Raw genomic sequence first — 22059 nt, 5'->3', positions numbered from 1 at the left:
GCATGCTGCCTGCCTACCCCGTCGTCCCGGCGAACGCCGGGACCATATCGCGTGATCTCTCTTGTGGCATGATGTCGGACGCTGTCCTTCATCGCAGATGCCGGTGATTATGGGTCCCTGCTTTCGCAGGGACGACGCGGGGAGAAATGCTGCTGCCCTTCGCCGGCGGGGAGGTTGCCGGCGTCTCCTGCCGCGTTGGCGCGGCGGCGGGCGTATCGACTTCCCAAGCCACCGTGCCGGCCGGGAATTTGTAGGGGCCGGGATCGGAGTAATCGTCGCGCGCTATCCCCTCGCGGATCTTCATCACCGTGAACATGCCGCCCATCTCGATCGGGCCGAACTGACCGGTGCCGGTCATCATCGGCAGGGTGTTGTCGGGCGCGGGCATTTCCATGTTGCCCATCGCCATGCCGGTCGATCCCATCACCATCGCATCGGGCGCGAGCTTGCCGACGGCCTTGGCGAGATCCTTGTGCGACACGCCGATCATGTTGCGCATGTCGTGGCCCATTGCATTCATGGTGTGGTGCGACTTGTGGCAGTGGAACGCCCAGTCGCCGGGATTGTCCGCCAGCAGATCGATCGCCCGAATAGCGCCGACCGGCACGTCGGTCGTCGTCTCCGGAATTTGCGCGCTCTCCGGAATCCAGCCGCCATCGGTGCACGACACCACGAATTTGTGGCCGTGCAGGTGGATCGGATGATTGGTCATGGTGAGATTGCCCATGCGCACGCGAACCCGGTCGCCAAGCCGCACCGGCAGCGGATCGATGCCGGGAAACACGCGGGAATTCCATGCCCACATGTTGAAGTCGGTCATCTCGTTGACCTTCGGCAGATAGGTGCCGGGGTCGATCAAATAGCTCGACATCACGAAGACGAAGTCGCGATCGACCGGGCGGAACGATTGGTCGCGCGGGTGCACAACGAAGATGCCCATCATGCCCATCGCCATCTGCACCATCTCGTCGGAATGCGGGTGGTACATGAATGTTCCGGAGTGCCTGAGCTGGAACTCGTAGACGAAGGTTTTTCCGGGCGGGATGTGCGGCTGCGTGACGCCGCCGACGCCGTCCATGCCGCACGGCAGGATCATGCCGTGCCAGTGCACGGTGGTGTGCTCGGGCAATTTGTTGGTGACGAAGATGCGCACTCTGTCGCCCTCGACCGCCTCGATGGTCGGTCCCGGCGCCTGGCCGTTGTAGCCCCACAGATTGGCCTTCATGCCTTCGGCGAATTCGCGCACCACGGGCTCTGCGACCAGGTGAAATTCCTTCCAGTCGCCGTTCATGCGCCACGGCAGCGTCCAGCCGTTGAGCGTGACGACAGGGCGATAGTCCGGGCCTGAGGTCGGATGCAGCGGCGGCTGCATCACGGCCTTGTCCGTCGTCGGCGCTTCCGGGATGGCGGCGGCCTGCACGCGGCCGGAGACGGTGCTGGCACCAAGGAGCGCTGCAGTGCCGAGGAATCCTCTGCGTGAAAACATCGTGTCTCTCCTTTTAGATCGGTCCGGCCGCGAACTCACTCACCTCTCCCGCTTGCGGGGGTCGAGACGAGCGAAGCTCGCTCTGAGGTCGCATCGCCTCGGATGATGCAATGCGGGTGGGGGAAGCTCTCTCCGCACGAACAGTGCGACTCACGGAGGCACCCCCACCCCAGCCCTCCCTGCACGCGGGAGAGGGAGCGCAGCTCGCATCCTGGATGCATCTCGATCTATTCCCATCATGTTCAGTGCCCTCCGCCGGCTGCAGGCGTTGCCGCGGCCGTGGTCGTCGGCGTCTCTCGTGCGCCGCCCGATCCGCCGCCGTTGATGGCGGTCTGCAGCTCGCTTTGCGCCAACCAGAATTGCCGCTTCGCGTCGATCGCCGCGCGCAGGGATGCCAGGCGCTGGCGTGCCTCGGTCAGCAGCGCGAACACGTCGATCTGCATGCTCGAGAAACGAAGCTGCATCTCCTCGGTGATGATCTGGCGCAAGGGGAGAATCTCGCGCTGGTAGTGGCTGGCGATGTCGTAGGTCGAGCGATAGACCCGGTAGGCGTCGCGCGCTTCCGAGCGCACATTGACGGCTTTCTCGGTCAAGAGGTTGAAGGCCTGGTTGTAGCTCTCCACCGCCTGGCGCACGCGCACCTCGCCACCGTCGAACATCGGGATCTGGAACGCCACGTCAAAACCGCGTTCGCGGAACGGCGGTCCTTCCGGATCGCGGGTGCGCTTGGCGATGCCGGCGACGTCGAGCAACGTGACGAAGCGCGTTGCCTGCGTAAGACCAAGCGATTTTTCCAGCGCCGCCAATTCCATCCGCGCGATCTGCAGGTCGATGCGGTGGCCGACCGCGTCGGCCTCGATGGTTGGAAGCGATCGCGGCTGTCGCGGCAACGCCGGCAGGCGGCTGGGTAGGCGGAAATCGAGATCCTCGCCCCACAGGCCCATCAGGCGCGTGAGCTGTTCGCGGGCGCTGGTTGCCTCCTGCCGCGCGCTGGCGAGGTCGGCGGTGGTTTCGGCATAAAACACCTGCTCGCGGGCCTGGTCGAGCTTGTTGAGCGAGCCGGTCTCGCCGAGTTTTTTCGCCAGCTGCGCCGTGCTCTCGGCGGTCGACTTCGCATCCGTGAGCAGGCCGACCATCTCGTTGGCCGCGACTGATCGGAAATAGCTGCGCCTGACCTCGGCGGCGAGCCGCAGTGTTTCCAGCGCGGCACGGAGCTGCGCCTGACGAAAGCGCTCGCGCGCGATCTCGGACCGGAACGGCAAGGTCGCTAGCGCCAGAATGTCGCCGACCACCTGCCGCTCGACTTCGCTGGCGCCGTTGCCGGAGATGCGCGAAATCGAGAAGGTCGGATTCGGCGGCAGGCTTTGGGCAACGAGATCGGTCTCCGCCAGTGCGAGCTCGTTATAAGCTGCCTGCAGCCCCTTGTTGCTCAATAGCGCGACCTGCACGGCGGCATCGACGGTGAGCGGACGGCCAAGCAGGCGGCGCACGGCGCCGCCGGCCCGCTCGGCACCGTCGGCCGAACGCACGAAGGCGACATCCTTGCCGATGGTCTGGCTGGCGACGTCGGAGACGACACCCATGCCGGCGTCCGGCGAGAACGATGCGCATCCGGAGAGGCCGATGCTCGCTGACAGCAGTAGGGCTGTGGCCGGCGTGCGCCACATGAAACTAATGCTCATGGCTGTTCCCCCGAGGTTTGGGGGCGACACTGTCGTTGCGCTCGCGCCAGGGCGCGGGCGTCGAGGGGCGCCATGCGGTGTAGGGCGCGACCGTCGAGCGGTAGCCGACGCGTGCTATTCGCGCCGCGGGGTCCGCGGGATCGATGCCGGCGACGCGCGTGGTCGCAGGTGTGCAGCCCGCGGCCATAATCGCGGTGGCGGCTACGACGCCGCGGACCGCCGACTTGAAGATGGCACGGCGTCCGTCCGCCGAACCGATGGCGGCGACCCACGCATGAGACTGCGCAGACATGAATGAATCCCTGATTTCGCGGTTGACCACGGGCGTGCGCGCGCTGTCGTCGCGCGGCGGCCCACCTCGCTACGTCGGATCAGGCGATAGGGGGACGGTAGTGGAGAGGGGGCGCCTCACCCGGCAGGCGCCAGGAATTCTCGGAGACGCAGACCGAGATCGGCTGCGAGGGTTTTACAACCGTCGGCAGATCGGCCGCTATTCCGGAGACGCATAGCATGGCACAGCATGGTCCCGGCGAAGACTCGTCGTGCCCATGCTTGGCGGGCTCATGCTGAGTGTCGCCGGCATCGGCGTGGTGACTTTCGTGCGCCTGATGGTGCTGATGCGCAGCGGCTGCCGCATGCTCCGCGTGATCATGGGGATGTGAGGCGGCGACCGGCTGGATTCCGATCACCAGGCACGAGGCGGCATCGCCGAGTGCCAGCGCAACGCCGGGTGCCAGCACGCAAAACAAATAGAGCAGGGCGGCAAACCACCCTGCCTTGACGCGCGCAGGTCTCGTCAGGCGAACGAACATGGCCGGCAAGCTATCCCCAATCGCCGATTCAGCCAAGGTGGAGTGGCGAAGGCTCTCTCCTTTCGTCATTCCGGGGCGCGCGAAGCGTGAGCCCGGAATCCATGCTCCCGATGGTTATGGATTCCCGGCCTGCGCCCAACAGGGCGCATCCCGGAATGACAACGGTGCGTGGAAGCCGCGCCGTCCCGCCCCCTCACATCTGCATGCCCAATATCGCGGCATTGTGGCTTGACCTTGGGCGATTTGACCGCGAAGTTCCGCCTGCCGTGGCAATTTCTTCTGAACTCACCCGAGAATCCGACCTGTTCATTCCCGACTCGCGCCGGGCATGGATCCGGCTTGCCGTGGCCGTGCTGATCGGCTCGCTCGGCAGCGTTGGCATGTGGTCGGTGGTGGTTGCGCTGCCCGTGGTGCAGACGGAATTTGCCGCGAGCCGCGGCACCGCCTCGTTGGCCTTTACGATGATCATGCTCGGCTTCGGTTCCGGCGCGGTGCTGACCGGCAAGATCACCGACCGCTACGGCATCGTCACCGCGATCGGCCTCGGCATCGGCATTTTGGGCCTCGGCTATGTCGTCGCGGGAATGTCGACCTCGATCTGGCACTTCATCCTGGTGCATTTCGCGATCGGATTGTCGTCGTCGGCCACCTTCGGCCCGCTGATGGCGGAATCCTCGCACTGGTTCGACCGCTACCGCGGGCTTGCGGTCGCCGTCGCCGCCAGCGGCAATTACATCGGCGGCGCGATCTGGCCGCCGGTGGTCAACTACGCTATCGAGACGACGGGCTGGCGCACCACCCACATCGCGCTCGGGATATTCACGGCAGTGGCGATGACGCTGGCGCTGATCGCCTTGCGGCTGCTGATGGGGGCGGGATCTCAGCGCGACCATGAGAACGCGCCGCCGCCGCGTGTCGATTTGAGGATATCCACCAATGCGCTGACCGCGATCCTGTCGCTCGCGGCGATTGCCTGCTGCGTCGCGATGTCAATGCCGCAGGTTCATATCGTCGCCTATTGCGGCGATCTCGGCTATGGCGTGGCGCGCGGCGCCGAAATGCTCTCGCTGATGCTGGGTTTCGGCATCATCAGCCGGATCGGTTCAGGCTTTCTCGCCGACAAGATCGGCGGCATCCGCACGCTCCTGATCGGCTCGGTGGCGCAGGGCACCGCGCTGCTATTTTACCTGTTCTTCGACAGCCTGACCTCGCTCTACGTCATCTCGGCGATGTTCGGCCTGTTCCAGGGCGGCATCGTGCCGAGCTATGCCATCATCGTGCGCGAGGCAATGCCGGCCTCCGAAGCCGCGACACGTGTGGGCATCGTGATCTTCGCTTCCGTGTTTGGCATGTCGTTTGGCGGCTGGATCTCGGGCGCGATCTTCGACGCCACCGGCTCCTATATGGCCGCATTCGAGAACGGGCTGGGGTGGAACGCGCTCAACATCACCATCATGGTGCTGCTGTTGATGCGTGCACGGCAGCGGCTGGCGATGGCATAAGGATAGGTAATTCGATCCGGGTCTCTAGCTGGCATTGCTGGACGCGTGCTGCCGGGACAATCGCGTGAGATCTGGACTGCACCGTCCCTCATGATGCTCTGGCACCGGAGCAAGAGTTGGGCGTTGCGGCTTCGCCGGAGCGCACGGCCTGTATCGGCGGACACGGCACCGAACCATAGGAACAGAATACGCAGCAATCGCCCCGCTTGGGCCGCAGCCGAGCGCCGCAACCCCCGCATTCATAAAAGAAACGGCAGGCATCGGTTGGCATGGCTTCCGATTTAGCGGTGGCGCAGTGCGGGCAGGTAATGACGGATTCGAGGATCACGGCGTTTCCAAGCATGCCTAACCTTTGGCAGCGGACGGATAACCCGCATTGGTGGTGGCGGCGGTCAGCTCATTTACGCTGGTCTTCGCATCGTCGAACGTCACGACCGCCGTCTTGTCCTTGTAGGACACCGTGACCTTTGCCGCGCCCGGCACCGCTTCAAGGCTTGCTTTCACGGTATAAGGACACGCTGCGCAATACATATTCTTGACCGCAAGCGTGACCGTCCTCTCGGCAGCGAACACGGTGGAAGGTCCAAGCAGGCAGAGGACGAATGCAGCGGATATGAGGCGTTTGTTCATCGGGAATCTTCCTTTCATGTGTTGAGAAGCAGTGGCGCAAGGAGGTCGAACCCGAGTGCAGCAACGACCAGGATCGTTGCCAATATGAGCGCGGTCTTGACCAACTGGTTTGGCAAGGGACGGGCGCAGGCTTCGCCCTCCGCGCAGGCACGGTTCGAGCTACGGTGGACGAGCCAGTAGCCAGTTCCGAGAAAGAGCAGTGTCGCCGCGAGGAAGTAGGGTTGATAGCGTGCAAGCTGCGTGAAATTGCCGATCCACGCACCGCTGATGCCGAGACTGAACAGAAGCACCGGCAGGACACAACAGGACGACGCGGCGAGCGCGCCCAGCAGACCGCCTGTGGCCATCAGCGCCTGTCCGTGCCCTGGGTCGGCGGAGATATGCTCTTCCTTGACCTTCATGCCAACAAGCCTACATCCTGTAGTGACTACAGGATCAAGGGGTTTTCCATGAGTGCGATCACGGCTGCGCGAGCCGAAAAGCTAACAATCGGCAAGCTGTCGCAGCTTACCGGCGTAAACATCGAAACCATCCGCTACTATGAAAAAATCAAGGTGCTTCCGGTCCCCTCGCGCGCGGAAAACGGGCGTCGCGTGTACGGCCCGATGGAAGGGCGCATTCTTGCTTTCGTGCGGCGCTCTCGCGAGTTGGGATTTTCGCTCGACGAGGTCCGCGCCTTGCTCCGCCTCGGCGGTCCTGAAAAAGCCTCGTGTCGTGAGGTCCGGGAGATCGCTGCCCATCACCTCGACGACATCCGCACAAAGATCGCCGACCTCCGCAAGCTGGAACGCTTGCTGACCAAAACCGTCGCCCAATGCACCGGCACCGCAGCGCCGAAGTGTCCGGTATTGGAGATCCTCGATATCCAACGTTCCAGATAAGTGCTCGGCGGTGGCTTGAGTCTTATGCCGCCTGGCCGGTTTTCAACAGCGAGCAGCCGGTAATCTTCAGGCTGCCGTCAGGCTGCTGCTCCAGCGTGTACATCGCTTCCCAAGCCTCGCCATTGTCGTCCACGATGTGGACGCGCTGCGCGACGTGGCCATTGGCCGCGCGCGCCTCGCCGAATTCAAAACTCTTGTGGCGATAGACCGGCGCGTAGCCCTGCCGGACCATCTGCATGAAGATGTCGGCTTGCGGAAAAATCTGCCTGATCTCGGGCGCGGCATGGGAATAGGCGGCCGCGGCATCGTCGCGGATGAACGCCTGCTCCTGCGCGCGGATCACGCTCTGGGCGGTGGCGACGTCGTCGGCGAGGGCAGCGGCGCCCAAGCCGACCAGGAATGCGAGAACCAGAACAAGAGCGCGCATGCCAATGCCTCCCGGACTGGCGGTGCTTGCCACGGTGCAGACACGCGGAAATTTATACCCGCAGGCAAGCGGGCGGAAGTGCTATTCGCGCACGCATCAGGAGAGATGAGGAACAAGCCGAGGCAATTACCGTTTCTAATTATCGTTTCTGTCGGGAGGAACACCCGATGACACTCGCACGCGGAAACATTCGCGGTTATGAGTTCGATCGCATGGTGCTGCTGTTCTCTATGATGGACGGGCCCAGGGAGATTCCCTGCGCCGTCAGCGCCTCGGCGATGGACGAGCTGGAACATGCGTCGCGCACGGCGACCAGCCAGCGCGAAGAGCAATTCCTTCGATTGCGCGACCGGATCGAACAATGCGCGTCGCGCAAGTTCGAGGCCGGGGAGCTGGAGGGGACGCCGCCCGGCATCATCCTGCGCAGCATCGACTTTCGCGGCTAATTCTTGTGCTGGCTCTGCTCCAAGCGATGGCTGTCGCCACGATGACAAGACCGCCTAGTTCTACTGCGTCATAACTGCTCAAACCCTCATCCCTGAGGAGCCCGCAGAGCGGGCGTCTCAGAGGCGCTTTGCGCTCCTCACCATGCGGGGCTTATGACGCAGTAAGGCTAGTGCGAATGCAAGTCCAGGAACGGCGTGTCGTTGGCGCTGACATAGAAGATGACCACCTTGGTCGCTTCGGTCGCGCTGCGATTATAGCCGGTCATGGCGATCTTCGGCGGTTCGACCATCGCCTCGCCGGCCTTCACGTTAAGCGGTGGACGACCGTCGAGTTCGAGCGTGAAGGTACCTTCGAGGACATAGACCGTCACCGGAAAACGGTGGGTGTGATAGACGGTCTTGTCGCCCGGCTTGAACGTCGCCGTCATGACCCGCACGGTCTGCTTATCATCCTTCGGTAACCCCTCGACGACCTGATGCAGCACCATGTTGGGCTTGGTGATATCAGGTGCGGCGGCACTGTGCTGCTGCGCCGAGGCCGGACTGTTGAGGCCTGCGCCCAGGCCGGCGAGAAAGAGGATGCCCGGAAGAAGGTGGCTGCGCATGTTGTCACTCCCTGTGTCAGTCGAGTACCGCCTGGGTAGCTCGGCGCGAAAAAGCCTAAACGCGCCAGCCCTGCCGCGGGAGCCGCAAGATTGCGAAACCCCGCTGCAGAAGTGCATAATGGGCGCATGTTCGACTGGAATGATCTGAAATATTTTCTCGCGGTGGCGCGCCATGGCAGCACGATCGCGGCCGGCAGGGCGCTCGGCACCAGCCAGTCGACGGTGCACCGCCGCCTCGACGAACTCGAACGCAGGCTCGGGCGGGCCTTGGTGAGGCGGCAGAACACCGGCTATCGGCTGACCGAATATGGCAGCACGCTCTTGAAATATGCCGAGCGCATCGAGGCGGCGGTCGATGATTTCCAAAGGCGGGCTACCGACGTCGAGCAGGAATTAAAGGGCGTGATCCGTGTCACCTGTCCCGAGCCGATCGTTTTCCGGATTACGCAGTCGACGCTGATCGACCGCTTCCATGCCCGCTACCCGCAGCTTCGCGTCGAGTTCATCACCAGCGACCGCTATCTTGATTTGTCGAAGGGCGAGGTGGATGTTGCGTTTCGCTCAGGTGATACCGACGACGAGCTGGTGGGCCGCAAGGTCGCGGACTCGATCTGGGCGGTGTATGCCAGCCGCGGCTATATCGAGCGTCATGGCAGGCCCGAGCGCATCGAGGATTTGTCACACCACCTTCTCGTCGGTTTCGATGAGACGCTCGCCAACCATCGCGCGGTCAAGTGGCTGAAGGAAGTGGCGCCAAACGCGCAGATGTCTGCGCGAAATAATAGCGTGCTGGGGCTGGTCTATGCCGTGAAATCCGGTGTCGGCCTTGGCCCGCTGCCAACGGCGCTCGGCGATGCGGAGCCAGATCTGGTCCGCGTTCTCGGGCCCATCCCCGAATTGACCCGAAGCTGGCGACTCTTGACCCACCCCGATATCAGGCGCGTCCCGCGTATCGCGGCGTTCTTCGACTTCATCGTGGAAGAACGCGACTCGTTGAAATCAATCCTGACAGGGTGAAGACGGAGCAGCCCCGCCGGAGCGCGCCGTTGAGCATTCAACCCGATCCTTGATCAGGATCGTTCCTAGCAGCGCGCCGGAGATGAATTATCCGCCCTAGCTCTTTGCCGGGAGCCCTGTCGCTGGAGCTTGCACCGCAACAGGCGGACATTATTGATCACCGATTTCGGCGGCGGACTGCACGAGTAAAAAAGTCGCGGGCTATCGTATCCAAGACCGCGGAAATTTGTTCGCTGGACTCTCGCGTTGTGACACGTCCAATTTCGAGCCTCTCAGCCTCGCGAATGTAATCCATGGATAATTCGCGCAAACGCTGGGCTTCAGAGTCATCGGGTAAGGGAGCGATTTGTGCTAAAAGGTATCGTGCACGCGCGCGTGCACGTTCGCTTCGAGAGCCATCCATGAAAGCCTCCGACGGATCTACGGTTTTGATTTTTGATCAGTCCCTCTGCCTGCGTTCGGCACGGAAGGGAGGCCTTTGAGATCGGCTCACTAGATCAAGAAAAGTAAACGCGGCCCGTTGTGTCGCGTTCCCGACATTGCGTCCATTTTAACGTCGTGCCGCCTGATTTTTGGTAACGGTGGGAAAAGCCAAATGGGTCAAGCGCTTTGCCAAGACCCGCCGCCGCTCGAGCTGCGCCGCCCCGGAGTTCCGCTGTTCCACACCAATCGTATTGATCGGAACGGCTCGCGAAATCGTCCAGCCGCGCTTTGCTTGGGATCGCCGGAAGAGCGGGTGCACGCGCGCAGGCGACGCCATCGGCGATGATCGCCTCGACCGTGTCGGGAATAGCGGGCTGCAGCGTGCGGCCCCAGCCGCCGTTCAACGCCGCCTCGATCCAGACCGTGCGCATGCTATGACTCTCCCGAAAATTCGGTTCTTCCATCTATGGCGCGTGTACTCATAGACGAGAGATATCCGATTTTGGGGCCAAAGCAGACACACCTTTGGGCTCCGGCGGATGCCCGCAACTCCAAACAAGACTCTCGGCGCCGCCTTCTCGCATCCTTCACAGGAGCCTGTATGCTAAGCGAAATGTCGAGCGCCGATGATTGCTGCGCGGCTGGCCCCTCGTCGTGCGCCATCCGCACCTGCAATTGATCTCTTGCAACGAGTCTTAAGCTTTCAGGTCCGTGATCCGCATAATTGCGACCACGTTCCCATCATTGAACGCCTGCTCTTTTGTGTCCTTGTTGCAGGTCCAGACAAAGTTCTTCTTGGCTGTAAAGGTCTTTCCCTCTTGCTCGAGCCGAAGCTCTCCCTCGGGGATATGGCAGATCATGGCGTTCATCATCGGGGGGCCGGCTGTTTTCGATCCCGGCTGCATAATGACGTCGCGCATTGAGACGCTCTTAAAACCGGGGATGATCGATGGTGTCTCGCCATCATATTGACGCACCACGACACCTGGCCACGGCGTCGTATCCTTGTACCCCGTGGTTTGAGCGGCGGCTGGCTTTATCATGGCCGCCGAAGCCGCTGCCAGCCCGATTCCCAATGCTGACCTTCGATCGATCTTATTCATCGCTTTTCTCCTGAAGTTACAGCAACGAGCCGCCGCAGAAGCGGCGCGCGCATTTTGTGGAATGTGAATGGTCGTATGAACCGAAAAAAGCGTCGGTCTGTTAGGAGAGCGTGCCTGCCGATGGCATCAGTACTGCTCGTTCGCCCCGGACGGCGATTTCGGCTGTCCCGTTTCAAGGGCAACTACATTTATACGTGACCTGACGCCCCAGAGAAACAGCATCAAAAATGCACAATGTCATAAATTGGTGAGAGCCTGAAGAAGGCCGAATCCGGCATCGGCAGCTCCACTCTGGCTAACTGACATAGCAAGTCAGCATGACTGACCGGCCTTTCGGCTCGATCATCGGTAAGTGCGCCACCACGGCCCGATTGGCGTCAACGTTCGGAGCGACGACTGCGGCTCCCAGAATGTCCGGAGTTGGCCGATGGTGTTGAAAAACCCGAAAATTGAGAGGCGCCGAAAATCTTCGAATATCGAATGTGGGCGATCTCAGCCGCTAAAAGGCTCTGTAGAACTGGTAGAACAGTCAGCGATCGCTTTTGTGTTAGTCGATGTGGTCCCTCACGTCGCCGCGCAAGAGACGCGCGAGTGGCCCTGAGAATTTTCACTCATCAGCCAAAGAGGAATTTTTCAAAACTATCGGGCCAACTCGGACATGCCGGTAGGCGGTTCCGATGTCTGCTGCCGAGCCAAAAGCGGAGATTGCCATTGCAGCGTTGCCGCGGATTTATCAGCACGCCCTTGCTGCTCAAAACGTCGGCGGCGTGCAGGCGCTTATCACCTCGCAAGGTTTGCCACCGACGCAGCGGAAGCGGTGCGGGCGGCGGCTTTCGAAATAATAGGCGTCGCCGGGGTCGAGGATGCGGCGCTCGTCGTCGACGGTCACCTCGAGGCGGCCGCTCACCACGATGCCGCCTTCCTCGCCGTCATGGGTCAGCGGCACGCGCCCGGTGTCGCTGCCGGGCTCATACCGTTCCTTCAGGATCTGCAACGCGCGGCCGAACAGATTGTCGCCGACCTGACGGTAGGAGATCGGCTGCTTGCCGATCTCGGTCAGTTCGTCAGAGCGGTAGAACGCCTTGCGGGGCCGCTCCGGCTCGATCGCGAAGAATTCGGCAAGCCCCATCGGAAGTCCGTCGAGGATGCGCTTGAGCGCGCCGACCGACGGGTTCATCTGGTTCGATTCGATCAGCGAGATCGTCGAATTGGTCACGCCGGAGCGTTTTGCCAGCTCACGCTGCGACAGCTTGTGCCGGGCCCGGACGAAGCGGAGTCGCCCACCGATATCGACGCTCATCGAAAATCCCTGTTGCAGGTGTTTCGGATCGAACAAATATGCCCTGACGGGGTCAGCAAAATCAATGGGTTGCAGGGGCGCAGAAAAGGACTTGTTGTGGCTTCCCGAGCGTGGCCCGGTGGCACCTTGAGCTGCCAGCAAAGGAGCTAGACCGTGACCGTTCATCAGAAGCCGAATACCCTGCAGACCGACTCGTTCTGGATGCCCTTCACGGCCAACCGGCAGTTCAAGAAAGCGCCCCGCCTGTTCGCCTCCGCCGAGGGCATGCACTACACCACCGTCGACGGCCGCAAGGTGATCGACGGCTCCGCCGGTCTCTGGTGCGTCAATGCCGGCCATGGCCGCCGCCAGATCGCCGCCGCCGTCGAACGGCAGTTGATGAATCTCGACTTCGCGCCCTCGTTCAACATGGGCCATCCGCTGGCGTTCGACTTTGCCGAGCGGCTCACTGAGATCGCGCCGAAAGGACTCGATCGCGTGTTCTTCACCAATTCGGGCTCGGAGTCGGTTGATACCGCGCTGAAGATCGCGCTCGCCTATCAGCGCGCCATCGGGCAGGGGACGCGGACGCGCCTGATCGGCCGCGAACGCGGCTATCACGGCGTCGGCTTCGGCGGCATGTCGGTCGGCGGCATGGTAGCCAACCGCCGCGCGTTCGCGACCCATCTGCCTGGAGTCGACCACATCCGTCACACCCATGATCTCGCCCGCAACGCCTTTGCGAAGGACCAGCCGGAACATGGTGCCGAGCTCGCCGACGATCTCGAGCGGATGGTGGCGCTGCATGGCGCCGACACCATCGCCGCCGTCATCGTCGAGCCGGTGCCGGGCTCGACCGCCGTGCTGCCGCCGCCGAAGGGCTATTTGAAGCGCCTGCGCGAAATTGCTGACAAGCACGGCATCTTGCTCATCTTCGACGAGGTTATCACCGGATTCGGCCGTCTCGGCACGCCGTTCGCCGCTGACTATTTCGGCGTCACGCCTGACATGATGACGACCGCCAAGGGCATCACCAACGGCACGGTTCCCTGCGGCGCGGTGTTTGCGAGCCGCAAGATCCACGATGGGTTGATGACCGGGCCTGAGGGCACGATCGAGCTGTTCCACGGCTACACCTATTCGGCGCATCCGACCGCCTGCGCCGCAGGCCTGGCGACGCTCGACATCTACAAGGACGAGGGTCTATTGACGCGCGGGGCAACGCTCGCCGACTACTGGCGCGATGCGCTGCATTCGCTCAAGGGTTTGCCGAACGTGATCGACATTCGCAATGTCGGCCTGATGGGCGCGGTCGAGCTCGCGCCGCGCAGCGACGGCGTCGGCGCACGCGGCTACGACGTGATGGTGGATTGTTTCAATCGCGGGCTTTATTTTCGCATGAGCGGCGACAGTTTTGCGATGTCGCCGCCCCTGATCGTCGAGAAGAGCCATATCGACGACATGGTTTCGATCCTGGGCGACGCCATCAAGCGCGTGGCCTGATCCTTGCTCTGAAGGAAGCCATAGCGTTTTCGAGCGAAGTGGAATCCGGTTCGCGCGAAGAAAACGCGTCAAGACGAAAATCCGGAGCGCGGTTCCGATTCAATCGGAGCCGGGCTCCAGAGCGGCCGCGGCGTGCGACGCCGCGGCAGATGCATGAGGAATCGTGAAAGTCATCGTTCTCGGCAGTGGCGTTATCGGCGTCACGACAGCCTATTATCTGGCGCGTTCCGGCCACGAAGTCGTCGTCGTCGACCGTCAGGCTGAGCCTGCACAGGAAACCAGTTTTGCCAATGCCGGCGAGGTCTCGCCCGGCTATTCCTCGCCCTGGGCCGGCCCCGGGGTGCCGGTCAAAGCGATCAAGTGGCTACTGATGCGGCACGGACCGCTGGTGATCTGGCCGAAGCTCGATCCCGTGATGTGGCTGTGGATGCTCAAGATGCTGCGCAACTGCACGGCTGAGCGTTACGCGGTCAATAAGAGCCGGATGATCCCGATCGCCGAATACAGCCGCGACAGCTTGCGCGCGCTGCGCGCAGAAATCGGCATCACATATGACGAGCGCAGCCGCGGCACGCTGCAGCTCTTCCGCAAGCAGAAGCAGCTTGACTCCACCGGCGGCGACATCGCGGTGCTCAAGCAATACGGCGTTCCGTACGAGCTTTTGGATCGCACCGGCTGCATTGGTGCGGAGCCTGCGCTTGCGGCCGTGAAGGAGAAATTCGTCGGCGGGTTACGATTGCCGCAGGACGAGACCGGCGACTGCCACATGTTCACGCAGGCGCTCGCCAAGCAAGCAGCAAAGCTCGGGGTACAGTTCAAGTTTAATACCGGCATCGAGCGGCTGGTCGCGAATGGCGACAAGATCACGGGCATCGTCACCAGCGCCGGGCTGTTGCAGGCCGATGCCTATGTCGCAGCGCTCGGAAGCTGGTCGCCGCGGTTACTCAAACCCATAGGCATTTCCATTCCGGTCTATCCGGTGAAGGGCTATTCGATCACGGTGCCGGTCACCGATCCCGACGGCGCGCCGGTGTCGACCGTGATGGACGAGAGCTACAAGGTCGCGATCACGCGGCTGGGGGACCGCATCCGCGTCGGCGGCACCGCGGAAATTTCCGGCTATTCGAACACGCTCGATGCGGCGCGGCGGGCGACGCTCGACCATTCGCTGACCGACATGTTTCCGCGTGGTGGCGATCTCGACAAGGCAAGCTTCTGGTGCGGCCTGCGCCCGATGACGCCGGACGGCCCGCCGATCATCGGCGCCACGCGCTACGGCAATTTGCACCTCAATACCGGCCACGGCACGCTCGGCTGGACCATGGCGTGCGGCTCGGGGAGGGTGCTGACAGATCTGATGTCGGGACGGAAGCCGGATATCGACGTGAGCGAACTCACGGTGAGTAGGTACGATCAGCGGTTTGGCTAGCGCTGTCATTCCGGGATGGTGCGTGAGCACCAGGCCCGGAATCTCGATATTCCGGGCTCGCCTCTTCGAGGCGCCCCGGAATGACGACCCAACTCACCCCGTCTGCGTCAACACACACACGGCACCACCGCCTTCATCATGGGCGGAATAGAAGAAGCGACGGATGTCGCCGCTACATCACCCTTGCTCGGGAGGATCAAAGGCCCGAATCGGAGGCAGCGTGCCCGAATACTTCTCGCACTCAACTACCGTCACCTGACCGCAGCAACCTTGCGCGAGCCGCGATGTGCCGATGTCGCGGGTGAGCACGTTCGCGTTGCCGTGGACGCAGAGCGGATGCTCTGCCGCACCCACTTGCGGGTCGTACCAGGCGCCGGTGGACAATTGCACCACACCGGGCATGACGTCGTCTGAAACGGCGGCGGCGGCCAGACACGCACCCCGATCATTGAACAGGCGGACGATGTCGCCATCGACGATGCCGCGACTCGCCGCATCAACGGGGTTGAGACGGACGGCTTCCCGGCCGGCAATTTTTTTGGACTGGCTGTAGGCACCGAAGTCGAGCTGGCTGTGCAGCCGGGTCGCCGGCTGGTTGGCGATCAGCGTCAACGGGTGGCGTGAATCTGGCAGTTCGGTCGATGGCAGCCATGCCGGGTGGGGCGGGCAATCGTCGTAGCCGAAGCCTGCGATGGTTTTCGAATAAATCTCGATCTTGCCGCTGGGTGTGGGCAGCTTGTCCTTGACAGGATCGTTGCGGAAGGCGCGCAGAAAGCCGCCGTCGTCGGGCGCCGATGGCAGCGCGAGTTCGCCGCGTTGCCAGAATTCATCGAAATCCGGCGCATCCCAACCGGCATCAGCAAGCGCCCGCCGCGTCGGCTCGTAAAGATGAACCAGCCATTGCCTGGTATCGCGTCCTTCCGTGAAAGCCTGTTCGACGTCCAATCGCCGCGATAACGCGGCAAAAATATCAAAATCGTCGCGCGCTTCGCCGATCGGGTCCACGGCCCTTCGCATCGCGATCAGCCTTGGATCGGTGCCGGCGGCGCCGATATCGTCGCGTTCCAGCGTCATGGTCGCCGGCAGCACGATGTCGGCAAACTTCGCCATCGGCGTCCAGGCGCTCTCGTGCACGACAATGGTTTGCGGAACATTGAAGGCCCGCCGTAGCCGATTGATATCCTGGTGATGATGGAAAGGGTTGCCGCCCGCCCAATAGACCAGCTTGATGTCGGGATACCGCATTGTGTGGCCGTTGTATTCGAACGCTTCTCCCGGATTGAGGAGCATGTCGGCGACTCGCGCGACCGGGATGAAGTCGCTGGTAGCATTCTTGCCTTGCGATAGCGTCGGGATCGGAACTGCGTTGAGACGGCGACCGGTGTGGCCGAGCGCACCGAGCGCGTAATTATATCCGCCGCCGGGCAGGCCGATCTGGCCGAGCATGGCCGCGAGCACCGCGCCCATCCACACCGGTTGCTCGCCATATTGCGCCCGCTGCAGGGAATGCGAGACCGTGATCAAGGTGCGTCCGCGCGGCAGCCGCCGGGCGATATCGACGATTGTGCTAGCCGGAATGCCGGTAATATCAGCCGCCCATGCCGCGTCCCTCGGCGTATGGTCGTCGCGGCCGAGCAGATAGCGCTCGAAGACGTCGAAGCCGGTGCAATAGTGCGCGACAAAGCCGCTATCCCACAGATTCTCGACCAGGAGCGTATGCGCGAGCGCCAGCATCAGCGCGACGTCGGTACCGACCTTGATCGGCATCCACCGGGCGCCGGCCGCTTCCGGCACGTCGTCGCGCAAGGGAGCGATGCCGTAGAAGACGGCGCCGCGGCGCGCGGCTCTATGCATCGCATCGCGCTCGATGTGCCGGCTGATGCCGCCACTTGCGACGTCCGAGTTTTTCAACGCCATGCCGCCGAAGGCCAACACCGTATCGGTGTGCTCGGCGATCTGATCCCACGTTACATTGTGGCGCGAAACCGCTTCGTAGCCGCCCATCACATGCGGCAGGATCACGGCCGAGGCGCCGGCGCTGTAGCTGTTCACCGAACGCACATAGCCGCCGAAGGCTGTGTTCAGGAAACGATGAACCTGGCTCTGCGCGTGGTGGAAACGTCCGGCGCTGGCCCAGCCATAGGAGCCGCCATAGACTGCGGTGGCGCCATATTCGGTTCGGACCTTAGACAATTCGCCTGCGAGCAGGTCGAGCACTTCGTCCCAGGGGCATGCGACGAATTTCTGGTCGAAGGTGCGCGCGGCGGGTGCGCTCCGGTCCAGCCACGCCTTGCGCACCATCGGGCGCAGGATACGGGCCTTGTGGCGCACCGCCGTGGTAAAATTCTGCAATATCGGGGAGGGCGCCGGGTCGCGCTCGTCCGGCTTGATATCCAGCGTCGCGCCAGTCCACCGTGCCGAGAAGGCGCCCCAATGCGCGCTGTGCGGGCTCCAATCTTCTCTGGCTCGGTCCACTCCTTGTTCCAGCCTGTCGTTCATGACGCCTGCGTCACGCAATTCACCCACAGCACGACCGCTTTCGCATCTTTCGCGGGATTTGAGAAGCGGTGCGGGCGGCGGCTGGCAAAACGAAAACTGTCCCCTCGCTTGAGCGACCAGGTCTCAGCGTCGACGGTCAGCGTCATCTCGCCTTCCAGCACCAGCCCCGCCTCCTCGCCGTCATGGGTGTAAAGCTCGTCGCCGGTATTGCCGCCGGGCTCCATGTGCACGAGAAACAGGTTGAGGCGGTTTTCCGCACCCGCCGGGCTCAGCAACTGCTTGGAAATGCCGGTGCGCCACAGCTTCAGTTCGGCGCGCTGCATTTCGCGCGTTACCACGCCGCCGGAAGCGGCGTCGTCGCTCGGCTGCGAGCCGAACAGCGCGGCGATGCCGACGCCGAGCATGTCGGCCAGCGTCGCCAGCACGCGAAGCGAGGGTGACGACAGGCCGCGCTCGATCTGGCTGAGGAAGCCGATCGATAGATCGGTGCGCGCGGCAATCGTCTCCAGCGACAATTTGTGTTCGCGGCGGAGGTCGCGGATGCGGCGGCCGACTGCAAGATCCATCGCCGGCTCGGCCGGCCTGGTGGCGATCTTCGCCTTCGACCTGGCCGCAGCCTTTCCTGCGGCCCTTGCTTTGGCCCTGGATGCCGGTTTGGGCGCCGGTTTCCTTATTCGCTTGCCGCCGCTCACGTCAGACCGCTTCCTTCATGTGCATGAAAACCACTTGCAAACGCTTGGCAAGTGTGACCACAATTTCATATTGGTGAAAATAGGCCTGACCGGCGTTGCCCGCAACTCTTTAGTCTGAGGCGAGCGGGCCGGCCGGGGCGGTGTGCAGTTTCAGGAGGTGGTGCGATGGCTCTGAAGCGTCTCGTTCAGGCCGCGGTGGCGGCCTTTGTTCTCACAGCCGCGATGCCGGCATCCGCGCAGCAGGTGCTGAAAGTGGGCTCGACGCCGACCGGCGTGCCCTTCACCTTCCTCGACACCAAGACCAACAGCATTCAAGGCATCATGGTCGACCTCATCACCGAGATCGGCAAGGACGCCGGCTTCCAGGTGCAGATCGAGCCGATGCAATTCTCGACCCTGATCGCCTCGCTAACGTCGAACAAGATCGACATCATCTCGGCGGCGATGTTCGTAACCCCCGCGCGCAAGGAGGTAATCGATTTCTCCGAACCGTTCTACAGCTATGGTGAAGGCCTCTTGGTGCCGAAGAGCGATACGAAGGCCTACACCAAGCAGGATGATCTAAAGGGCGAGGTGGTCGGCGCGCAGGTTGGGACGGCGTTCGTCGATGCGCTGAAGAAGTCGGGGCTGTTCAGGGAGGTCAAGGCCTACGACACTATTCCCGATATTCTGCGCGACGTGAACGCCGGCCGTCTCAAGGCCGGCTTCGCTGACTACCCGATCCTCGCCTACAACCTGAAGCAAGGCGGCTTCCCGGAGGCGCGCATTGTCGAGAGCTACAAGCCGGCGACGGTCGGCTCTGTCGGCATCGGCGTGCGCAAGGGTGATAGCGAGTTGCTGGCCAAGATCAACGCGTCGCTCGCGAAATTGAAGGCGAACGGCACGGTCGAAAAGATCCTCGATAAATGGGGCCTGAAGGCGCAGGGGGCTTGATGCAGGCCTTCTGGCGCGATACGACCGAGTTCCTGCCGATCTTGATGAGCGGCGTGGCACTGACGATCATCGTCACGATCGGCTCGTTGTTGCTGTCGACCGCGCTTGGATTGATCTGGGCCTTGATGCGGGTATCCGGCATCGGCGTCTTCACAGGCTTCAGCGCCGGGCTGATCAACGTGATCCGCGGCATCCCAATCATCGTGCTGCTGTTCTATCTCTACTTCGTGATGCCCGAACTCGGCGTCACGCTGACGGCGCTGCAGGCGGCAATTCTCGGTCTCGGTATCGCCTATTCAGCCTACCAGGCGGAGAATTTCCGCGCCGGCATCGAGGCGATCGACAAGGGGCAGATCGAGGCGGCGCAGGCGATCGGCATGGGCTGGTGGGCGACCATGCGCCGCGTGGTGCTGCCGCAGGCGGTCAAGATCGTGCTGCCGCCCTACGGCAACATCATGATCATGATGCTGAAGGATTCTTCGCAAGCTTCGACCATCACGGTCGCCGAGCTCGCGCTGCAGGGCAAGCTGATCGCGTCCTCGACCTTCAAGAACACCAGCGTGTTCACGCTTGTGGCGCTGATGTATCTCACCATGAGCATCCCGCTCATTCTGCTGGTCCGTCACTTCGAAAAGCGCGCGGGCCATAAATGATCGAGCTTTCCAACGTTCACAAAAGTTTTGGCAAGGTCGAGGTGCTCAAGGGCATCACGGCTTCCGTCGAGAAGGGCGAGGTGGTCTGCATCATCGGCCCCTCGGGCTCGGGCAAGTCCACCATCTTGCGCTGCATCAACGGACTGGAAAGCTATGACAGCGGCAAGATCCTCATCGAAGGCGCGAAGGTCGATCGCAGCGCGCCCTCGATCGTCGCGATCCGGACACAAGTCTCGATGGTGTTCCAACGCTTCAATCTGTTTCCGCACCGTACCGCGCTCGAAAACGTCATCGAGGGGCCGGTCTATGTGAAGAAGGAGCCGCGCGCCGAGGCGCTGGAGCGCGGCCGCGTGCTGCTGGCGCAGGTAGGGCTTGCCGAAAAGGCCGACAGCTATCCGCCGCAACTCTCCGGCGGTCAGCAGCAGCGCGTTGCGATTGCCCGCGCACTGGCGATGCAGCCGAAGGCGATTCTGTTCGACGAGCCGACTTCGGCGCTCGATCCCGAACTGGTCGGCGACGTGCTGTCGGTGATGCGCAAGCTTGCCGACGACGGCATGACCATGGTCGTCGTCACCCACGAGATGGGATTTGCTGGGGATGTCGCCGACCGCGTACTGTTCATCGACGGCGGCGTGATCGTCGAGCAGGGGCCGGCGAAATCGGTTCTCAACCAGCCGCAGCATGCGCGCACGCAGGATTTTTTGCGGCGCGTGCTGCATCCGCTCTAAGCATCCGGTTTACGATTCATGAACGCGCCCGCACCTCTGCCGCTGCCGCCAAGCCTCTACGCCGATACGGCGGTCGCGCCAATACCGACGCCGCCGCTCGATAGAGACAAGGACGTCGCGGTCGCGATCGTCGGCGGCGGTTTCACCGGGCTGTCCACCGCATTGCATCTGGCCGAGCAGGGCGTAAACGCGACCGTGCTGGAGGCGCAACAGCCGGGCTGGGGCGCTTCGGGCAACAATGGTGGGCAGGTCAATCCGGGCCTTAAGCATGACCCCGACCAGATCGAGGCCGATTTCGGCGCCGAGCTCGGCGGCCGCATGATCGCGTTTTCCTACGGCACCACGAACTACACGTTCGACCTGATCCGCCGTTATCAGATTCCCTGCGAGGCGCGGCAGAACGGCACGCTGCGCGCGGCCTATAACGAGGCGAGCGCGGCGGCGATCGGAAACACGGCAAAGCAATGCATCCGGCGCGGCATGCCGGTGACACTGCTGAATCGCGAGCAGATGCGGGAGATGACCGGCACCGATCGCTATCTCTGCGGCATGCTGGACAATCGCGGCGGCGACCTGCATCCGCTGAGCTATGCGCGCGGCTTGGCGCGCGCCGCGATCACGGCCGGCGTCGCGGTGCATGGCGAGACGCCGGCACTCTCCTTGTCGCGTGAAGGCGCGCATTGGTGCGTTGAGACGCCGCGCGGGATCGTGCGCGCCGACAAGGTGCTGCTGGCAACCAACGGATTCACCGATGACCTTTGGCCGGCGCTCCGCCGCACCATCGTTCCAGTGTTTTCGTCGATCGCGGCCACCGCGCCGCTCTCCGACGCAGTCGCGCGCGAGATCATGCCGACGCGCTCGGTGTTGTACGAGAGCGGCCACATCACGGTGTATTACCGGATCGACGCGCATAATCGCTTGTTGATGGGCGGACGCGGGCCGATGCGCTGGATCAGCAAGCCTGCCGACGTTGCCTATCTCATCCGTTACGCCGAACGGCTGTGGCCGCGGCTGAAAGGCGTGAGCTGGACGCACGGCTGGAACAGCCGGCTGGCGATCACGCGCGATCACTATCCCCATGTGCATGAACCCGCGGAGAGCCTTCTGATCTCGCTTGGCTGCAACGGCCGTGGCGTCGCGCTTTCGACCGCGATGGGCGCGCAGCTCGCCCGCCGCCTCGTCGACGGCAAGAACGCCGAGATCGACATGCCTATCACCGCCATCAAGCCGATGGCGATGCACGCGTTCTGGCCGCTCGGCGTTACCGCAGCCGTACTGGCCGGGCGGGTGAGGGACCGACTGGGCCTATAACCGCCTCTGCATCGCGGC

Annotated in this window: 25 protein-coding genes; 11 read left to right on the top strand and 14 right to left on the bottom strand. The window is 62.9% G+C overall.

The features are described from left to right. Positions 1-88 precede the first annotated feature (88 nt). The 4 genes from HCN58_RS33380 to HCN58_RS33365 form a co-directional block, all read right to left on the bottom strand. The gene (locus HCN58_RS33380; protein WP_235984111.1) at positions 89-1486 is read right to left on the bottom strand and encodes a multicopper oxidase family protein; all 1398 of its coding nucleotides are present in this window, start codon (positions 1484-1486) and stop codon (positions 89-91) included. Positions 1487-1728: 242 nt separating this feature from the next. Beyond that, positions 1729-3168 (bottom strand): TolC family protein, encoded by a 1440-nt coding sequence (locus HCN58_RS33375; protein WP_235984110.1) that lies wholly within the window; start codon positions 3166-3168, stop codon positions 1729-1731. After that, positions 3158-3460, bottom strand: coding sequence for a hypothetical protein (locus HCN58_RS33370; protein WP_171583595.1), 303 nt, complete (start codon positions 3458-3460; stop codon positions 3158-3160). Before HCN58_RS33370 ends, HCN58_RS33375 begins: the two co-directional genes overlap by 11 nt. A gap of 79 nt (positions 3461-3539) precedes the next feature. Further along, the gene (locus tag HCN58_RS33365; protein WP_171583594.1) at positions 3540-3980 is read right to left on the bottom strand and encodes a hypothetical protein; all 441 of its coding nucleotides are present in this window, start codon (positions 3978-3980) and stop codon (positions 3540-3542) included. A gap of 266 nt (positions 3981-4246) precedes the next feature. Here HCN58_RS33365 and HCN58_RS33360 point away from each other — a divergent pair, with 266 nt between their 5' ends. Beyond that, positions 4247-5482 carry an MFS transporter gene (locus HCN58_RS33360; RefSeq protein WP_311966932.1) on the top strand — a complete coding sequence of 412 codons (1236 nt, stop codon included), beginning with the start codon at positions 4247-4249 and terminating at the stop codon, positions 5480-5482. Positions 5483-5570: 88 nt separating this feature from the next. On the opposite strand, the gene HCN58_RS36360 is transcribed toward HCN58_RS33360, so the two are convergent. The 3 genes from HCN58_RS36360 to HCN58_RS33350 are packed head-to-tail and all read right to left on the bottom strand — an operon-like array spanning position 5571 to position 6513. Further along, positions 5571-5810, bottom strand: a complete 240-nt coding sequence (locus HCN58_RS36360) for a GDCCVxC domain-containing (seleno)protein (RefSeq protein WP_446471653.1) — start codon at positions 5808-5810, stop codon at positions 5571-5573. A 17-nt stretch (positions 5811-5827) separates the two neighbouring features. Beyond that, positions 5828-6112: a mercury resistance system periplasmic binding protein MerP gene (merP, locus tag HCN58_RS33355; protein WP_171583593.1), complete on the bottom strand. Its 285-nt coding sequence runs from the start codon at positions 6110-6112 to the stop codon at positions 5828-5830. 14 nt (positions 6113-6126) lie between these two features. Next, positions 6127-6513, bottom strand: coding sequence for a mercuric transporter MerT family protein (locus tag HCN58_RS33350; protein ID WP_171583592.1), 387 nt, complete (start codon positions 6511-6513; stop codon positions 6127-6129). 48 nt (positions 6514-6561) lie between these two features. Here HCN58_RS33350 and HCN58_RS33345 point away from each other — a divergent pair, with 48 nt between their 5' ends. Continuing rightward, the gene (locus HCN58_RS33345) at positions 6562-6993 is read left to right on the top strand and encodes a MerR family transcriptional regulator (RefSeq protein WP_171583591.1); all 432 of its coding nucleotides are present in this window, start codon (positions 6562-6564) and stop codon (positions 6991-6993) included. Positions 6994-7015: 22 nt separating this feature from the next. On the opposite strand, the gene HCN58_RS33340 is transcribed toward HCN58_RS33345, so the two are convergent. Continuing rightward, positions 7016-7420, bottom strand: coding sequence for a DUF4864 domain-containing protein (locus HCN58_RS33340; RefSeq protein ID WP_171583590.1), 405 nt, complete (start codon positions 7418-7420; stop codon positions 7016-7018). Positions 7421-7587: 167 nt separating this feature from the next. On the opposite strand from HCN58_RS33340, the gene HCN58_RS33335 reads away from it, so the two are divergent. After that, positions 7588-7866, top strand: a complete 279-nt coding sequence (locus HCN58_RS33335) for a DUF1488 family protein (protein ID WP_171583589.1) — start codon at positions 7588-7590, stop codon at positions 7864-7866. Positions 7867-8033: 167 nt separating this feature from the next. On the opposite strand, the gene HCN58_RS33330 is transcribed toward HCN58_RS33335, so the two are convergent. Next, positions 8034-8471, bottom strand: coding sequence for a cupin domain-containing protein (locus tag HCN58_RS33330; protein WP_171583588.1), 438 nt, complete (start codon positions 8469-8471; stop codon positions 8034-8036). 90 nt (positions 8472-8561) lie between these two features. Here HCN58_RS33330 and HCN58_RS33325 point away from each other — a divergent pair, with 90 nt between their 5' ends. Beyond that, entirely contained in the window at positions 8562-9488 is a 927-nt protein-coding gene (locus HCN58_RS33325; protein WP_171583587.1) for a LysR family transcriptional regulator, read from the top strand. A gap of 497 nt (positions 9489-9985) precedes the next feature. Here the strand turns inward: HCN58_RS33325 and HCN58_RS33320 are convergent, their stop codons facing one another. From HCN58_RS33320 to HCN58_RS33310, 3 genes are all read right to left on the bottom strand, one after another. Beyond that, positions 9986-10342, bottom strand: a complete 357-nt coding sequence (locus HCN58_RS33320) for a hypothetical protein (RefSeq protein WP_171583586.1) — start codon at positions 10340-10342, stop codon at positions 9986-9988. Positions 10343-10606: 264 nt separating this feature from the next. After that, positions 10607-11014, bottom strand: a complete 408-nt coding sequence (locus HCN58_RS33315) for a hypothetical protein (protein WP_171583585.1) — start codon at positions 11012-11014, stop codon at positions 10607-10609. Positions 11015-11765: 751 nt separating this feature from the next. After that, complete coding sequence (locus HCN58_RS33310; protein ID WP_028347208.1) at positions 11766-12314, bottom strand: cupin domain-containing protein; 549 nt, start codon at positions 12312-12314, stop codon at positions 11766-11768. A 153-nt stretch (positions 12315-12467) separates the two neighbouring features. Between HCN58_RS33310 and aptA the strand changes: the two genes are divergently transcribed. After that, complete coding sequence (gene aptA, locus HCN58_RS33305; protein ID WP_171583584.1) at positions 12468-13796, top strand: omega-aminotransferase AptA; 1329 nt, start codon at positions 12468-12470, stop codon at positions 13794-13796. 163 nt (positions 13797-13959) lie between these two features. Continuing rightward, on the top strand, positions 13960-15225 hold the full coding sequence (locus HCN58_RS33300; protein WP_171583583.1) for a D-amino acid dehydrogenase: 1266 nt from the start codon (positions 13960-13962) through the stop codon (positions 15223-15225). 177 nt (positions 15226-15402) lie between these two features. On the opposite strand, the gene HCN58_RS33295 is transcribed toward HCN58_RS33300, so the two are convergent. Then, on the bottom strand, positions 15403-17724 hold the full coding sequence (locus HCN58_RS33295; RefSeq protein ID WP_171583582.1) for a molybdopterin-dependent oxidoreductase: 2322 nt from the start codon (positions 17722-17724) through the stop codon (positions 15403-15405). Next, a complete protein-coding gene (locus HCN58_RS33290) occupies positions 17721-18290 on the bottom strand; it encodes a cupin domain-containing protein (RefSeq protein WP_210266278.1) in 570 nt (189 codons plus the stop codon). The genes HCN58_RS33295 and HCN58_RS33290 overlap by 4 nt, the downstream gene beginning before the upstream one ends. On the opposite strand from HCN58_RS33290, the gene HCN58_RS35400 reads away from it, so the two are divergent. From HCN58_RS35400 to HCN58_RS33270, 5 genes are read left to right on the top strand one after another with little or no spacing between them, the layout of a single operon-like run. Further along, the gene (locus HCN58_RS35400; RefSeq protein ID WP_210266277.1) at positions 18265-18534 is read left to right on the top strand and encodes a hypothetical protein; all 270 of its coding nucleotides are present in this window, start codon (positions 18265-18267) and stop codon (positions 18532-18534) included. The genes HCN58_RS33290 and HCN58_RS35400 overlap by 26 nt on opposite strands. 47 nt (positions 18535-18581) lie before the next feature. Then, positions 18582-19349, top strand: coding sequence for an ABC transporter substrate-binding protein (locus HCN58_RS33285; RefSeq protein ID WP_171583580.1), 768 nt, complete (start codon positions 18582-18584; stop codon positions 19347-19349). After that, positions 19349-20002 carry an amino acid ABC transporter permease gene (locus HCN58_RS33280; RefSeq protein ID WP_171583579.1) on the top strand — a complete coding sequence of 218 codons (654 nt, stop codon included), beginning with the start codon at positions 19349-19351 and terminating at the stop codon, positions 20000-20002. Before HCN58_RS33285 ends, HCN58_RS33280 begins: the two co-directional genes overlap by 1 nt. Beyond that, positions 19999-20730, top strand: a complete 732-nt coding sequence (locus tag HCN58_RS33275) for an amino acid ABC transporter ATP-binding protein (RefSeq protein WP_171583578.1) — start codon at positions 19999-20001, stop codon at positions 20728-20730. Before HCN58_RS33280 ends, HCN58_RS33275 begins: the two co-directional genes overlap by 4 nt. 18 nt (positions 20731-20748) lie before the next feature. Continuing rightward, positions 20749-22041 (top strand): NAD(P)/FAD-dependent oxidoreductase, encoded by a 1293-nt coding sequence (locus HCN58_RS33270; RefSeq protein ID WP_171583577.1) that lies wholly within the window; start codon positions 20749-20751, stop codon positions 22039-22041. Positions 22042-22059 lie beyond the last annotated feature (18 nt).

The organism is Bradyrhizobium australiense, assembly GCF_013114825.1.
GTDB classification, from domain to species: domain Bacteria; phylum Pseudomonadota; class Alphaproteobacteria; order Rhizobiales; family Xanthobacteraceae; genus Bradyrhizobium; species Bradyrhizobium australiense.
The sequence above is the reverse complement of the archived record's forward strand: the minus strand, read 5'-3'. Positions and strand labels throughout refer to the sequence as shown.